This window comes from Mammaliicoccus sp. F-M27, assembly GCF_022387115.1.
Taxonomy (GTDB): domain Bacteria; phylum Bacillota; class Bacilli; order Staphylococcales; family Staphylococcaceae; genus Mammaliicoccus; species Mammaliicoccus vitulinus.
The window spans coordinates 97,953-114,801 of the sequence record NZ_JAJNIE010000010.1; the positions used below are offsets into that span (position 1 = coordinate 97,953).

Sequence of the window (16,849 nt, forward strand, 5' to 3'; positions counted from 1 at the left end):
TATTATTAATTTAACAAATGCTATAATGTAAGTATTATCAAGAAAAAAAGTGGGGTTTAATATGCTTAAGTACGAGTTAATCGCAGAACGTATAGAAGCGTTAATAGAGAATGGGCAATATGAAGCTGGAGATAAATTACCTAGTGTAGAAATATTGAGAGCTGAATTTAATGTAAGTAAGAGTACAATTATCAATGCTTTAAAAAATCTTGAAAAAGAAGGATTGATATATCAAGCAAGAGGAAGCGGTATATATGTCAGAAACCCTAAAAGAGATGGTTTCTTAAATTTATTTACTGCAGATGGATTTTCAGATGATTTAAAAGGTCATGAAGTTACAAGCAAAGTCTTGAAAGTGACCGAAATGAAACCTGAAGAATATATTAAAAATCAATTAAAATTAAAAGATAATGAATCCGTATACTATGTAGAACGTATTAGATATGTAGATAGTAAAGTATTTTGTATAGAAACATCTTATTTCAGTAAAAATGTAGTACTTTATATGAATGAAGAAATCGCTAACGGCTCTATATTTGATTACATAGAAAACAATTTAAAAGTCAAAGTCGGTTTCACAGATATTTATTTCAAAATCGAAAAATTATCTCAAGAAAATGCCCAACACTTAGAATTAAAAGAAGGCGATCCCTCATTAGAATATGAACAAATATTCTATACAAGTACTGGCATACCGTTTGATTATTCTAAAATCATTTTCCATTATGAAAACTCACAATTCTATATACCGTCCATTAAGTAAAAATTATTTGGGACATAAAGATACATGCTCAAAATAAAAGATCTCTTCATTAGTCTATCGCCTAGTGAAGAGATTTTTTTAAATTTTACGATTTCGAAAGTGTAATATCCCCACTTTTTCATGAGCATTCCTATTGATTTAACATCTTTTCTAAGTATAATAATTATAGTTAGTTTAATTTTTATTATAGAGAGGAAATTTTATTATGTCACAAGTATTATTTATTACTGCTCATCCACATGATGAGACTGTTTCATTTTCAATGGCAACAGCTAAAGCATTTATCGAAAGTTATAAAGCTACAAATCCTAACGATGAAGTCGTTCATATTGATTTATATAATTCATACATTCCACAAATTGATGCTGATGTGTTTGCAGGTTGGGGTAAATTACAATCAGGAGAAGCATTTGACGCACTATCTGAAGGCGAACAAGGTAAAGTACGTCGTCTTAACGAATTAAGTGATCAATTTGTTAATGCAGATAAATATGTGTTCGTAACACCATTCTGGAACTTCTCATTCCCTCCAGTAATGAAAGCATATTTAGATTCAGTATCTGTAGCAGGTAAAACTTTCAAATATACTGCTGAAGGTCCAGTTGGTTTATTACCAGATAAAAAAGCACTTCATATACAAGCACGCGGTGGATATTACAGTGAAGGCCCAGCAGCTGATTTAGAAATGGGTCATCGTTATATCGGACAAATGATGAGTTTTTATGGCATTACTGATTTCGAAGGATTAATCGTTGAAGGACACAATGCTAATCCAGAAAAAGCAGAAGAAATTAAAGCAGATGGTATAGAACGTGCTATAGATTTAGGACAAACATTCTAATATTATTTATATTTTTTAGAGAGGCTGGGACATAAATCCCAACTCAAAATAAAAAACAACTCATTTTACTGATTTATTCAGCTAGAAATGAGTTGTTTTTTTTATAAAATCTACGATTTTGTTCGTGCATGCTTGCCTAGGGGTATGGCTCGAGCCTGTAGTCTCTCACTCATACTATTCCCCCGGGCGTCAGCACTTCACAAAATCGTGGAGAATATCCTTTTTTTTATATTTTTCCGATTGTTCTTTTAAGTACATGCTGTATGTTGCAAGACTGATCAAACAAGCAACATAGAACGCTTGTAAGTTGCAAGACTTATCAAACAAGCAACATAGAACGCTTGTAAGTTGCAAGACTTACCAAACAAGCTACATAGACCGCCTCTATGTTGCAAGACTTACCAAACAAGCAACATTCAGACCCCGCTCCCGCCACAAGCAGCATGTCGGATAAATAAATCTTTTAAATTTAATTCCTATCGCACTCTTTTATTCATTTTATTTGTCATCGTAAACGTTTACACATACAATGTAAATATACACTAAATGTGAGGTGATGAGTTATGGTGAATGTAAATAACCAAGGAATAAAACTTTATGTATTAGACAACGGACGTATGAAAATGGACAAAAACTTAATGATTGCTGGTTCGAATCAAGCCACTTTAGACAATCCAAATGCTCCAAACGAAATGTTTGAATTCCCTATTTATACTGTATTTATCGATCATCCTGAAGCAAAAATTTTATTCGATACAGCTTGTAACCCAAATTCTATGGGAGATAACGGAAGATGGATTAATCAGACACAAAAAGCATTTCCGTACACTGCTGATGAGTCTTGCTATTTACCTAACAGACTTGAACAAATTAATGTTAATCCAAGCGAGGTAGATTATGTTGTGGCATCACATTTACATCTAGACCATGCTGGTTGTCTTGAATATTTTACAAAAGCTACTGTAATCGTTCATGATGACGAACTCAATGGCACGATGCAAACCTATGCTCGCAATCAAAAAGCTGGTGCCTATATTTGGGCGGATATTGATGCCTGGATAAAAAATGACTTAACTTGGAAAACGATTAAACCATATGAAGATAATTTAGAAATTGTTAAAGGTGTCAAAGTGCTTAACTTTGGAAGCGGCCACGCATGGGGAATGATTGGTCTTGAAGTAGAAACTCAAGAACTTGGAACACTCATTTTAGCTTCTGATGCTATTTACACTCAAGAAAGTATGGGAGACATTTTAAAACCACCTGGCATTTTATATGATTCTGTCGGATGGGCAAAATCAGTCGAAAAAATTAAACGATTAGCAAAAGAAAAAAATGCTCAAATTTGGTTTGGTCATGATGGAGATCAATTTGAAGGATTCAGAAAATCTACAGATGGATATTATGAATAAGGACAAATATTGAGGAGTGTTAATTGATGAAGACGAGAGCTGCTGTATTACATGAAATGGGTTTATCAAGTCCTTATGCAGAAAGTAAACCTTTAAAAATAGAAACACTTGAATTAAACAAACCTAACCAAAATGAAGTACTCATTAAAATTGGTGCTGCTGGTTTATGCCATTCAGATTTATCTGTTATTAATGGAAGTAGACCGAGACCAACTCCTATGGCGCTTGGACATGAAGCTGCTGGTGAAATTATTGAAGTCGGCGATAATGTAACAGACTTCGAAGTTGGCGACCACGTCGTTTGTACATTCATTCCAAGCTGTGGCCATTGTTTACCTTGTAGTGAAGGTCGTCCTGCCCTTTGTGAAAATGGTGCTGCTTCAAATGAGCAAGGTGAACTACTTGAGGGTGGAAAGAGACTACATAACGAAGCAGACAACATGTATCACCACTTAGGTGTCTCAGGATTTGCTGATTATGCTGTAGTATCACAACATTCAATTGTAAAAGTCGATAAAGATATTCCTTTTGAAAAAGTAGCCATATTCGGTTGCGCAGTTATTACAGGAATTGGTGCAGTTATTAACACGGCTCAAGTTAAACCAGGTAGTTCAGTTGCAGTTGTAGGTCTAGGTGGAATTGGTCTAAACGCCATTTTAGGCGCTAAATTAGCTGGAGCTGGCGAAATCATTGCAATAGATATTAATCCTAATAAATTTGAATTAGCTAAAAAGCTAGGTGCTACTGCTACATTTAATTCAGGAGATGAAGACATCGTTGAACAAATTAAAAATTATGTTGATGGCGGTGTAGAGTATGCTTTTGAAACAGCAGGTGTAGTTCCAGCTATGGAAGTTGCGTATAAAGTAACAAAACGTGGTGGCTCAACCATAACAACAGGATTACCAGATCCAAAACATGAATTCTCTTTTCCACAAGTTACATTAGCTGCCGAAGAAAGAACAATTAAAGGTTCTTATGTAGGAAGTTGTGTACCTGTAAGAGATATACCGAGATTTATTGCACTATATAAACAAGGACGGTTAGATATTGATGAATTACTTACGGACACATTATCATTAGATGAAATCAACGAAGGCTTTGATCGCTTAGCAAAAGGTGACGCAGCGAGATTAGTTGTTAAAATGAATGATTAAAATTTTTAATAGAGTCTGGGACATAAATCCCAACTGAAAATAAATCACCCAATCCATTGGAATCATTTTCGGATTGGGTGATTTTATTTTATCTTTGTTACTTTTGTTATGAAAGTATACAATTATAGTTAAAGATTGATTCATTATTTTAAAGGGGATGAAATTTATGGATACTGCATTTAACACAACGAAAGAGTTTGCTGAGTCTCTAGATAAGGCAGATGTTTTACATCATGTGCGTGATCGTTTTTACATACAGCCTCATGAAATTTACATGGATGGTAATTCTTTAGGTCTTGCTTCTAAAGATGCTGAAGCTTCATTACTAAATGCTCTAGAAGTGTGGAAAAAGGAAGGCATTAAGATTTGGAATATTAAAGATAGTAAATACTACCATTATTCTAAACACATCGCTTCTCAAATGGCACCGTTAATTGGTGTTGAATCAGATGAAGTGGTTATAGTTGGTAGTACCACTTCAAATATTCACCAAGCTTTAAGTACCTTTTACGAGCCAACTGATAAAAAATATAAAATATTAGTCGATGATTTAAACTTTCCTACTGATCGTTACGCGGTTGATAGTCAAGTACGCCAAAAAGGTTTAGATCCTAAAAATGCTGTTAAAGTCGTCAAAAGCTCAGACGGTGTATTTATTGATGAAGATGCGATTATTGAAGCTATGACAGATGATGTTGCACTTATTCTATTGCCTACTGTACTTTATCGAAGTGCGCAAGTGCTAGATATGAAAAAATTAACAATGGCGGCTAAAGAACGCGACATCATAATCGGTTGGGATTTATGTCATGCTATCGGGGCAATTGAGATGGATCTCACACAAATTGATGCTGATTTTGCAGTATGGTGTACGTATAAATATTTATCAGGCGGTCCAGGTTCTACAGCAGGATTGTATATTAATAAAAGACACTTCAATCGAAATCCTGGTACAGCTGGATGGTTTGGTAACAAAGATGAAACACAATTCCAGCTTAATCACACTTTCGAACATCAACTTGATGCATCCGGTTGGCAAGTTGGTACGCCTAACATTCTTTCTATGGCACCACTTGAAGGTGTACTTAATATTTTCAACGAAATTGGTATGCATGCTATTAGAAATAAATCTTTACATATCACTGCATATTTAATGTACCTTATTGATGAAAAACTGTCCGACTATGGCTATTCAGTTGGTAATTTACGTGACGATTTCAAACGTGGTGGCCATGTTTGTTTAGTTCACAATGAAGCGTATCGAATCAGTCTCGCACTTAAAGACAAAGGGGTTATACCTGATTTTAGAGAGCCAAACGTCATTCGATTAGCACCAATTGCTTTATACACTTCATATGAAGAAGTCTATAAAGTCGTTGAAATCTTAGAAGAAATTGCACAAGACCATTTATATGAACAGTATAGTAACAAGCGTGGACTTGTCGTATAAAGAATCAAGTTTTATAAAGGAGCAACATCATGTACAAGAAATACGGAGAGATTTTTCGGTTTATTATCGTTGGTGGCATTAATACAATCAACTATTACTGGGTATACTTACTATTGCTAAAAGTTTTAGATATCAACTATTTAGTAAGTCATATTTCAGGATTTATCATCAGCTTTATTATATCTTTTTATCTAAATTGTTATTTTGTATATCATGTACAACCGACAATTAAGAAATTCGTTCAGTTCCCTATCACACAAGTTGTGAATATGGGTTTGCAAACTTTATTATTATATATATTTGTACAGTGGCTACATTTGAATGAAACATTCGCACCATTTATTGGGCTTGTTATTACCATACCTATTACTTTTATATTGTCTAAGTGGATTTTAGTAGGTAAGTAAATAACATAAGCAATTCTAAATACAAACGAGCAATCAACTAGAACACTCTACCCATAGATTTAATTGAGTCTTCGTGCGTCTTATCCAGATTTTACCAAAATCGCACGATATCTTCTGAGTCTTCGTGCGTTTTATCCGTATTTTACCAAAATCGCACGATATCTTTTGAGTCTTCGTGCGTTTTATTCATATTTTACCAAAATCGCACGATATCTTTTGAGTCTTCGTGCGTTTTATCCGTATTTTACCAAAATCGCACGATATCTTTTGAGTCTTCGTGCGTTTTATCCAGATTTTACCAAAATCGCACGATATCTTTTGAGTCTTCGTGCGTTTTACCCAGTTTTTACCAAAAATCCTAAAATTTAAATAAATCTCTTCACTAGGCGAGACCTAATGAAGAGATTTTTTATTTTGAGTATAGGTACTTATATCCCGTACTCACTATTATGCTATAACAAGAACATAACGAAGAATGGTACAACTGCTACAACTACGACTCCTACTAAAACGAGTGAAATACTTGCCATAGATTCTTCTACTTCACCGAGTTCTTTCGCTGCTGCTACACCTAATGTATGTCCACTTGTACCTAATGCCAGTCCTCTTGCGATAGGATTTGTGATGTTAAATAATTTCAATAATTTATTACCTAGTGCCATAATAATTACTGCGTTTAAAATAACCGCTAATGATGTTAATTCTTTAATACCTGATATGCCTTCTGAAACTGGTAATGCGATAGCTGTTGTCGCTGCTTGAGGTAACATAGATGCGATAATATCATCACCAAATTGGAATGATTTGGCCACAATATAAATGATGACTAATGCTGCTACTGTACCTACTGCAATACCACCCATAATATGGTGCCAATGCTTTTTCAATATTTCACGCTTTTTATACAAAGGAATTGCGAAACATATTGTTGCTGGTTCTAGGAAGAAATTAATAATATCTCCACCAATTTTATAATTTTCATATGGTATGCCTGTAGCTTTTAAGAATACGATACCACCTACCATGCTGAAAAATAATGGCGCAAATAAGAAAAATCCTTTTGAACGTTTAAATAAATATGTACCGATTAAGAACAGTCCTACTGATAATCCGATACCAAAATATGGTGTATTGACCCCTAAATGTTCCATCATGCGTAATCACCTGCCACACCTTTATGTTTAATATCTTTCGTACTTTTAGCTGTTTTTTCACTCGGTTTAATAATCATTTGTGAAAATATGCCTGTACATACGAGTAATAAAATTGTTGAAATGATGATCAATAATATGATGAGTATTGGACTAGTACTTAATACGCCTAATGAATTAATAACTGAAATACCAGCTGGTACGAAGAGGAATCCAATATTATTTGTTAATGCTGTGCCGACCGCTTCTACTTGTTCTAATTTTACGATTCCTGTTGTTAATGCGACAAACATCAATACTAAGCCAATTACTGATGCTGGCATTGGTATTGGCATGAAGCTTTCTATTACATGAGATATCAATAATATAATTGATATGGTTAATACTTGGTGAAAGAAGTTATTTACTTTTTTCATTTTGACAACCTCCCGAATTAATCTGTTAAGGTTATCTTATTATGAAAATAATTAAATAAAGCGTTTTCATTGCGAGATGCAATATTTCAAGGCTAAGTTACCATTTTAATACTGTGAAAATTATACTAACCCAATTTCTGATTTAAATGGCTTCATATATGAACGACTCACTTGTAATTTGATGTTACCGGTCAATGTTACTTGATACGTGGAGTTAAACCAGTGTTCAACAGATTGGATATGCTTTTTATTGATGATACTTGCACGATGTATACGAATAAATTTAGATTGATTGAGCTTTTTTTCATAATAACTGAGCGGCTCATTTGTTTCATATTCGGTTTCTACAGTATTAATTGTCGTCACGCCTTGATTCACTGAAACAGCAATGATGTCATCTAAGTTCAATACATAAATGCGGTCTTCTATTTCAATCGGCAACACTTCATCTTGATTCACAAGCTTTGTTTCATTTAATTGAGATGACTCACTGTTTGTAATCTTTTTAATCGCTTGTTCAATTCTCGCTTTTTCAAAAGGTTTCAATATATAATCTGTAGCTTCTAACTCAAATGCTTGTACTGCATAAGTATCATGCGCTGTCGCAAATATGATGTGTGGAACATGTTTCATTTTATTAATTTTCTTTGCTAAGTCTAGACCACTTTCTTCCATTAAATTAATATCTAAGAAAATGACATCAAATTCATGAGATAACAACTGTTCCAAAGTTTCTTCGATATTTTCCGCTTCTTCTATTTGACTGAATGATCCAATTTGATTGAGTAAATATTTGAGTTCATTACGTGCTAACGGTTCGTCATCAACGATAAGTGCATGCATTACATATCCACCTCTCTATATTTATGTGGTATTTCAGTACTTACTGTCGTACCTTGATTGCTCGTCTCAATTTCCAATTCTGCTGTTTGACCAAATAATCCCATTAATCGTTTATTTAAATTCTCAAGTGCACTACCTGTTCCCGACTGTGATTCTACGATAGTCTTTCCTAACAATTCTTTCTTACCTTCTGGAATACCCTGGCCATTGTCTTTTACAGATAATTTAATCGATTGGTCATTGCCACTTACTGTTACCCAAATTCGATTATCATCTTTTCGGTTTGTAAATGCATGTTTAATGGCATTCTCTACTAATATTTGAATCACAAAAGGTGGCACAAGTGCGGTTTGATATTGATGAGGTATATTACATTCAATAACAAAGTGATCTGGATATCTCGCTTGTTCTAAAGCGATATAGGCACGAACTTGCTCGAGCTCTTTCTCTATCGTAATTGTATTGTTTCTCGCACCTTGTAAATTAGAACGAAAGAAATGACTCATTTGTAACAATAACTGACGTGCTTTTTCATGATCTATTCGAACGAGTGCAGAAATGGTATTCATCGCATTAAAGAAGAAATGAGGATTCACTTGAGCTTGTAATGACTTAATTTCAGCATCTTGTAATAACTTCTGTTGAGTTTCTACAGCACCTAGTTCTAACTGGCTAGAGAATATTTTTGCTAAGCCTTCAGCTAACCTTTTCTCTACAAATGTTAGATCATGGTAATCTGTAAAATATAATTTCAATGTGCCAACAATATCCTCATGTACATATAACGGTATAACTATAGCCGCTTCAAGCGGACAGTTTGGATGCTGACACCCTATATCTTTACTTGAATAAACTTCTTTTTGATTTCCTGTTTCAATCACTGCTTTGGACAAATCTGTAATAATCGTTTTGTCAGGTGTGTGATGATCACTTGCAACGCCAACATGCGCTAATATATGCGTCTTATTAGTAATGGCTACTGCTGATACTTTCATTAAATCTTTAATGATTTTTGCTGCTTGATGTGCTGATGATTCTGTTAACCCTTCCTTAAAATAAGGCAACGTCTGATTAACGAGTTTTAAAACGTCATGGGTTTGAATAGCTCTCATTTGCTCTTCTTGTTTGACGGTTGAAATGATAATAGACATAAATATAGCTGTTCCTAAACCGTTTATAATAATCATTGGAAGTGCTATGAGCTGTACAAGTTCCCATGCATCAGATTTTTGAGAAGAAAACAATAATATACAAATCATTTGTATCACTTCTGTAGAAGCTCCTACTAAAGCACTTTGCGTAACAGATAAATAGCCTTTAGATTTCATGGCATATGTGCCAAAGTATCCAGCTACTAAACCAATCACGATTGATGATATTAAATAAGTATATGCATCTGCACCACCTATATAAACTCTAAATATACCGGATAATACACCTACAAAAACACCTACAAAAGGTCCACCGATAAGACCAGCAACACCTATTGTTAATACGCGTGTATTAGCGAGCGATACTTCAGGTCCAAGATGTAGATAAATCATGCTCGAAACGATTTCTCCATTATGTATCGCGACACCTGTAAAATTGGAGAGCAACGCAAATGATGAGAATACAATAATTAAACGCCATTTTACATACCATTTTTCGCGTTCGCCCATCATATTTTTAAAATACGATGTATTCATTAATATATACGCGACTAGTATAATCAGACCAACCCGTTCTAATAATAAAACAAATAAATTCAACATATTTACACCTATCGATTCTTTATTTTTCACGTACATTTATATCAATAAACATTTTACCATATGAATGATGAAATCTATTGAATGAACAGTAAATGATATAATATTCTATATATAACCAATGAACAAAGGGGATATGACAATGAATTTACAAAATGCATTACCAAATGAAATTAGAGCGCAAATTAGAAGCGGAGCATTAAAAGTACCTACAAGCGGAATGGCAAAAGGATATGTGCAAGCAAATGTCGTTATTTTACCTTCCAAATATGCGTATGATTTTTTGAAGTTTTGTTTTAGAAATCCTAAGACATGCCCATTACTTGATGTTTCTGAAGTAGGTTCACCTTCATTTATGAAGTACGGTAAAGAAGCGGATATACGAACAGATGTAGGATTATATAGATTATATAAAGATGGTAAGTTTGTCGAAGAATATCAAGATATTACAGACTTGTATACTGATGATATGGTTAGCTTTCTGATTGGTTGTAGCTTTACTTTTGAACATGCTTTACTAGAAGCTGGCATTCCAGTTAGACATATAGAAGAAAATCACAATGTACCTATGTATATCACAAATATACCAGCAACACCGAGTGGTACTTTCCAAGGAAACATTACAGTGAGCATGCGTCCGATGACGATGGCAGAAGCCATTAAAGCAACTGAAATTACGACACAATTTAAAGAAGTACACGGCACACCTATTCATATCGGAAACCCAAGTGAAATAGGCATTCAAAATTTAGCTACACCTGACTTTGGAGATTCTGTAAAGATTAAACCTAATGAAGTACCTGTGTTTTGGGGATGTGGTGTCACACCACAATCGGTAGCTTTAGATGCCAAGCCCGAAATCATGATCACACACGCGCCAGGTCACATGTTTATAACAGATGTGAAAGATAGCGAAATGAGTCATTAATTAATATAAACTAGAGAAAAAATTAGAAATATAAAAATCACCCAATCCGAAAATGATTCCAACGGATTGGGTGATTTATTTTGAGTTGGGAATGATGTCCCAAATTTTTAATTGGATAAGGTTGGTGTGTTCAGAACTCCTATGTTGCTTGTTTAGCCAGTCTTGCAACATACAGGCGTTCTATGTTGCTTGTTTGGTCAGTCTTGCAACATACAGTCATTCTATGTTGCTTGTTTAGTCAGTCTTGCAACATTCAGACCTTCTATGTTGCTTGTTTGATCAGTCTTGCAACATTCAGACCTTCTATGTTGCTTGTTTAGTCAGTCTTGCAACATACAGACCTTCTATGTTGCTTGTTTGGTCAGTCTTGCAACATTCAGACCTTCTATGTTGCTTGTTTGGTCAGTCTTGCAACATACAGACCTTCTATGTTGCTTGTTTGGTTAGTCTTGCAACTTTCTATAGTTCAGTACGTAGTTCCCATAATTCTGGGAAGAAGTTTTGGTCAATAACACGTTTTAAATAGTTTACACCTGAACTGCCTCCAGTACCCATTTTAAATCCAATAATTCTTTGTACGGTCTTCATATGTCTAAATCGCCATTGACTATATCTATCTTCAACGTCTGTGAGTTTTTCTAGCAATTCGTATAATTCAAAGTGTTCTTCTGAATTTAAGTATATTTCTTTAAATGCTTCTTTGACGGAATCATTTCTTACATAATTTTGGGTAACTTCTCTATCCAATACCTCTTTATCAATATCGAATCCTGCTCTACTTACTGCTTTAATCGTTTCATCATATATACTTGGTCGTTCAAGTTGTGTTTTCAGCTGATTATAAATCGCTGGGTCTTTTTCATATATTTTTAAGGCATGTGTTGTTTTGTATCCGAGGCTATATTCGATCATTCTATTCTGAAAAGATTGAAATCCTGAAGCATTGCCTAAATCATCTCTAAATTTCAAATAATCACTTGGTGTCATTGTTGATAAGACTTCCCATACTTGAATGAGTTGTTTTTGAATATTACCAACTCGCGCTAACTTTTTAAAAGCTTGTTTATATTGGTCTACTTTAATGTCATCACAAGCTGAATTTATTTCATGGATAATCAGATTCATCCAAAGTTCTGAAACTTGATGTACAATGATAAATAACTTCTCATCGTGTGCATCTGTTAAAGTGTGTTGTGCTGAAAGTACCTTGTCTAAACCTAAATATTCACTATACGTCATATCTTCTGTGAAATCTGTTTTAACACTTTCCCCTTTAATTGAATCATCTTGGTATTTGCTCATGACTATTCCCCCTTTTTAGCAATAACCGCTCTAATTGGCGACCCATCTGCACCTACAATATTCAACGGTAACCCTATAAAGTCATAATAACCTTGTGTAACATTTTCTAATAACAAGTTCTCAATATTAATAATATCATAACGATTGAATGCATGATGATTATCTAAAGTCTTGGAATCTATGTCATCAACTGAAGGTACATCAATCCCAAATACTTTTATACCAATTGAAGATAAATAAGCTATCGCATCTTCTGTTAATACAGGAACTGTATCAGGAAACACATCTGAATGTGCTTCATACTTTGTCTTAATCATAACAATAGTCCCTTTAATATCGACATGCTCTAATAGCTCACGTGTAATCAGTTTTTCACCAATAAATTCTACTAATGTAGCCTCACCGATCAGCCTATTCACATCAATTTCATGAATTTTTATACCGTCATTATCGAAATGAAATGGTGCGTCCATATGTGTTCCAATATGCGTACTTGTTGAAATGCTCCCAATATTTACAGAACCTGTTTCTTCCTTAGTTGCTGATAATTTAAATTGGAATGGTTCATCTCCTGGCCAATTTGCAATATCATTTGTTAACGTTTGTGTAACATCAATCCACATAAACATGCTCCTTTACATATGTAATCGTTATCATCTTACCTTTTTATCTTTCTATTGTACATGAATTTCATGATTTAATGGGTCTATCGTTTTGTAATCATTGATATTTGGGTAAACTAATATTGAGGTGAAATAATATGTCATACATACGTGTACACGGTGCAAATCAGAATAACTTAAAAAACATTAATATAGATATCCCGAAACATCAACTCACTGTCTTCACTGGAAGGTCAGGTTCCGGAAAATCATCGCTCGTTTTCAATACGTTAGCGGCAGAATCTGAGCGTTTATTAAACGAGACTTATTCAAGTTATGTTCAAAACCAACTGACATCTTATGAAAAGCCTGACGTTGATAGAATTGAACATTTACCAGTAGCTATGATTATTAATCAAAAAAGATTAGGTGGTAATTCACGTTCTACTGTAGGTACTATTTCCGATATTTACGCTTCAGTTCGTCTTTTATGGTCAAGAATTGGCGAGCCATTTGTCGGTTATTCTAACGTTTTTTCTTTTAATAATCCAAGCGGCATGTGCGAACGTTGCCAAGGTTTAGGTTATGTTGAAGATATCAACTTAAATGAGTTATTAGATTATGATAAATCTTTAAATGAAGATGCGATAAAATTCCCTTCATTCAGACCAGATAGCTGGCGTGGTAAACGCTATTTATATAGTGGTCTATTCGATAATGACAAAAAGCTTAAAGATTATACTCAAGAAGAAATGGACACTTTTCTATATACAAAACCAAAAAAGCTTAAAAACCCGCCTGACAATTGGCCAAAAACTGCTAAATTCGAAGGTTTAATCCACCGTTTTAGACGTTCATTTTTACTCAATGATAATTTCGAAAAGAAACGTTTTTTAGAAGATGTCAATAGAGTTGTCACTTCTCATAAATGTCCTAAATGTGATGGCAAAAGATTAAATGACAAAGTTTTGAGTTGCAAAATTAATGGTCTAAGCATTACTGACTTTACAGCGCTTCCAATAGATGATGCTATTACCTTTTTAAATAAACTTAAAGATGAAAAAGCAACATATATCATCAAACCATTATTAGAACAATTAAATGCTTTATCATACGTTGGACTCAATTACTTAACACTTGATCGCAAGACACCTTCTCTTTCAGGTGGAGAATCTCAGCGCATCAAATTAATACGTCATTTAAACAGTCCTTTATCTGACCTCGTCTATATTATTGATGAACCAAGCGTCGGTTTACACCCTGAAGATATCGAGAAAATAAATGATATTATGAAATCCATTCGAGACAAAGGCAACACCGTGCTCGTCGTAGAACATGACCCAGATGTCATTCAAATAGCAGACAACATTATAGATATCGGACCTGGAGCAGGTAAACACGGTGGAGAAGTAACCTTTACAGGAACATATCATGAGCTATTACAATCCGATACTTCTACAGGCAAAGCTTTAAAACGTCAACACAAATTAAAATCAGCGCCTAGAAAAGCACAACAATATTTCAACTTAAAAAACATATCCGAAAATAATTTATCAAATGTATCCGTTGATATACCTAAAAATATCCTATCTGTTATAACAGGTGTGGCAGGCTCTGGTAAAAGTACATTACTAAAAACAGGACTGAAATCTCATACAGCAACGACATTCATCGATCAAAAACCCGTGCATGCATCTAATCGTTCTAATTTACTAACCTATATGAACCTCTTTGATGAAGTAAGAGACTTTTTTAGTAAAGAAACAGGGTTGAAAAAAAGTATGTTCAGTTATAATTCAGATGGCGCATGCCAAGAATGTCATGGTAAAGGTATAATCAAAACAGAACTTGCATTTATGCCAGATTTTTCACAAGTGTGCGAAGTATGCAAAGGGACAAGATATCAACCAGAAGTATTAGAAGCTACTGTAAATGGCTATTCAATAGCAGATGTATTAGCATTGACTGTTGAAGAAGGCATCGACATGTTCAAAAACAACCAGAAAGTATACACAAGACTCAAACATTTAGAATCAACCGGTCTGCATTATATGACGTTAGGTCAATCACTTGATACTTTATCAGGAGGAGAAATACAACGCGTTAAACTCAGTCGATATTTAGACCAATACGCTTCAAACCAAATATTTATCTTTGACGAACCAACAACAGGACTGCACGAAGATGATATACCAACACTGCTATCATGTTTTGAACAACTCATTAATCAAGACAATACCGTCATACTAATCGAACATAATTTGACAATGATGACACACGCAGACTGGATAATCGACGTCGGTCCCGGAGCAGGCGCAAACGGCGGTAAAATATTATATAGTGGAGAACCAAACGCCCTTCTCAACATTAAAGAATCCGTAACCGCTAAACATTTAAAAAGATATGTAGAAAGATAAGAATACACAAGCATAAGGGGTACACTTATAATGTATAAAAAAGAATTATCACTCATTAAACATCAATTAATAAATGAATATGCTGGATATGAAGATAAAAAAACACTGATTGATTATTTTCCAGAACATGAATCTTTTAAAAACAGCAATGAATTTTACTTTTATATGACGGCTTACTTAAATAAGTTCCAAGATCCTCATTTAAAATTACATGAAATTAATGGACTCTATCCAAATATACGCGTTCAATATTTTAATGATAAATTATATGTTATAGATTCTGTAAATCACTCTTTACCTGTAGGAACAATTATTGAGCAATTAGATGAACATACTATTGATCAAGTACTGAGTGAAGACTATGATTTATTAAAATCTAGTAATCCTGAAAGAATGGAATGGGCAGACGTCCTCAAAAAATATAATAATGTAGTTGTTCAGTCCAATAAAATTTCTATATTACAAAAAGATAGGCCTAACTTTTTTGAAGAATCGTACCAAATAAAAGATAGAAAAAATTATCTTTATATTCAATTTAGTGACTTTTTAGATCACAATAAAATCTCTCATCTAATTAAACAACATGAAAAAAACATTCTAAATGCCAACCAAATTATTATCGATGTTCGTGGAAATAGAGGTGGTTCTGATTTAGCATTTCTAGAATTATTGCCTTATCTTACTAACAACGTCGTTACTATAAAGAACGAATACCCTTATTATCATAGGTTTACAAAAGATTATTGCGATGAAAGATTAAAAACTCTATCTGAAATTATTAATCAAATAGCGGATTCACAAGAAATCCAAAAATATAAAGAATTTTCAACATTATTTGAAGACAACTACAATAAAGGTTTAGTAAATATAAATAAAAATACTCAACCTGACACTATTAAAGGTATACATAATAGTTTACCTGATGTGAAAGTATTGTGTGACTTCGAATGTTGTAGTTCCGGAGACAGTTTTGTAGAGACCATTAACCAGTTTGATAATATAGAAATTATCGGAAGACCAACTAAAGGCATGAATGATTATAGTAATATTATGGTTATAAATATTAATGATCAATACATATTAAGTGTACCTCACTCAAAAGATGGACGTGTTGACGTAGGAAAAAGTATGGCTAAAACTGGTATAACTGTTGATTATTATGTACCTTGGACTCCTAAAGAACTTGACGAGGACGTCATATTAAATGTTGCATTGACTCGTATATAAGCTAAGGCATTGTCTTGGATTAATTCCGGACTTAACTCACGACTTAGGTAATTTCTTGGATTAACTCAGGACTTAACTCACGACTTCAGCAATGTCTGATGTGCACCCCAAAAGTTGAACCTCAAATCTAGCTTATAGGGGTGCATTATTTATGAGAAAAAAATATGATTTTAACTTTAAAC

At 33.9% G+C, this 16,849-nt stretch carries 15 protein-coding genes; 9 read left to right on the plus strand and 6 right to left on the minus strand.

The window, feature by feature from the left end; translation table 11 throughout:
• Positions 1-61 precede the first annotated feature (61 nt).
• The 6 genes from LQ598_RS10505 (at position 62) to LQ598_RS10530 (ending at position 6,030) form a co-directional block, all read left to right on the plus strand.
• A complete protein-coding gene (locus LQ598_RS10505; protein ID WP_103322905.1) occupies positions 62-763 on the plus strand; it encodes a GntR family transcriptional regulator in 702 nt (233 codons plus the stop codon).
• Between the two features lie 205 nt (positions 764-968).
• Entirely contained in the window at positions 969-1,604 is a 636-nt protein-coding gene (locus LQ598_RS10510; protein WP_239745486.1) for an FMN-dependent NADH-azoreductase, read from the plus strand.
• Positions 1,605-2,167: 563 nt separating this feature from the next.
• Positions 2,168-3,016, plus strand: a complete 849-nt coding sequence (gene ahlS, locus LQ598_RS10515) for an AhlS family quorum-quenching N-acyl homoserine lactonase (RefSeq protein WP_239745487.1) — start codon at positions 2,168-2,170, stop codon at positions 3,014-3,016.
• A gap of 26 nt (positions 3,017-3,042) precedes the next feature.
• Positions 3,043-4,173, plus strand: coding sequence for a zinc-dependent alcohol dehydrogenase family protein (locus LQ598_RS10520; protein WP_239745488.1), 1,131 nt, complete (start codon positions 3,043-3,045; stop codon positions 4,171-4,173).
• Between the two features lie 166 nt (positions 4,174-4,339).
• A complete protein-coding gene (gene kynU, locus LQ598_RS10525) occupies positions 4,340-5,623 on the plus strand; it encodes a kynureninase (protein WP_239745489.1) in 1,284 nt (427 codons plus the stop codon).
• 29 nt (positions 5,624-5,652) lie between these two features.
• On the plus strand, positions 5,653-6,030 hold the full coding sequence (locus LQ598_RS10530) for a GtrA family protein (protein WP_016913126.1): 378 nt from the start codon (positions 5,653-5,655) through the stop codon (positions 6,028-6,030).
• A gap of 452 nt (positions 6,031-6,482) precedes the next feature.
• Here LQ598_RS10530 and lrgB read toward each other — a convergent pair whose 3' ends face one another.
• The 4 genes from lrgB to LQ598_RS10550 all read right to left on the minus strand — a co-directional run bounded on the left by lrgB (position 6,483) and on the right by LQ598_RS10550 (position 10,194).
• Positions 6,483-7,184 (minus strand): antiholin-like protein LrgB, encoded by a 702-nt coding sequence (gene lrgB, locus LQ598_RS10535; RefSeq protein ID WP_016913076.1) that lies wholly within the window; start codon positions 7,182-7,184, stop codon positions 6,483-6,485.
• Entirely contained in the window at positions 7,181-7,597 is a 417-nt protein-coding gene (gene lrgA / locus LQ598_RS10540; protein ID WP_016913075.1) for an antiholin-like murein hydrolase modulator LrgA, read from the minus strand. Before lrgA ends, lrgB begins: the two co-directional genes overlap by 4 nt.
• Before the next feature lie 120 nt (positions 7,598-7,717).
• Positions 7,718-8,440 (minus strand): response regulator transcription factor LytR, encoded by a 723-nt coding sequence (locus LQ598_RS10545; protein WP_016913074.1) that lies wholly within the window; start codon positions 8,438-8,440, stop codon positions 7,718-7,720.
• The gene (locus tag LQ598_RS10550) at positions 8,440-10,194 is read right to left on the minus strand and encodes a sensor histidine kinase (RefSeq protein ID WP_239745490.1); all 1,755 of its coding nucleotides are present in this window, start codon (positions 10,192-10,194) and stop codon (positions 8,440-8,442) included. The genes LQ598_RS10545 and LQ598_RS10550 overlap by 1 nt, the downstream gene beginning before the upstream one ends.
• 139 nt (positions 10,195-10,333) lie before the next feature.
• On the opposite strand from LQ598_RS10550, the gene LQ598_RS10555 reads away from it, so the two are divergent.
• The gene (locus LQ598_RS10555; protein WP_239745491.1) at positions 10,334-11,119 is read left to right on the plus strand and encodes a putative hydro-lyase; all 786 of its coding nucleotides are present in this window, start codon (positions 10,334-10,336) and stop codon (positions 11,117-11,119) included.
• A 459-nt stretch (positions 11,120-11,578) separates the two neighbouring features.
• Here LQ598_RS10555 and LQ598_RS10560 read toward each other — a convergent pair whose 3' ends face one another.
• The gene (locus LQ598_RS10560; protein ID WP_016913060.1) at positions 11,579-12,421 is read right to left on the minus strand and encodes a tryptophan 2,3-dioxygenase; all 843 of its coding nucleotides are present in this window, start codon (positions 12,419-12,421) and stop codon (positions 11,579-11,581) included.
• Positions 12,422-12,423: 2 nt separating this feature from the next.
• Complete coding sequence (locus LQ598_RS10565) at positions 12,424-13,044, minus strand: cyclase family protein (RefSeq protein WP_107536521.1); 621 nt, start codon at positions 13,042-13,044, stop codon at positions 12,424-12,426.
• Positions 13,045-13,181: 137 nt separating this feature from the next.
• Between LQ598_RS10565 and LQ598_RS10570 the strand changes: the two genes are divergently transcribed.
• Both LQ598_RS10570 and LQ598_RS10575 read left to right on the plus strand, forming a co-directional pair.
• The gene (locus LQ598_RS10570; RefSeq protein WP_239745492.1) at positions 13,182-15,440 is read left to right on the plus strand and encodes an ATP-binding cassette domain-containing protein; all 2,259 of its coding nucleotides are present in this window, start codon (positions 13,182-13,184) and stop codon (positions 15,438-15,440) included.
• A 30-nt stretch (positions 15,441-15,470) separates the two neighbouring features.
• The gene (locus LQ598_RS10575; protein ID WP_239745494.1) at positions 15,471-16,667 is read left to right on the plus strand and encodes a S41 family peptidase; all 1,197 of its coding nucleotides are present in this window, start codon (positions 15,471-15,473) and stop codon (positions 16,665-16,667) included.
• Positions 16,668-16,849 lie beyond the last annotated feature (182 nt).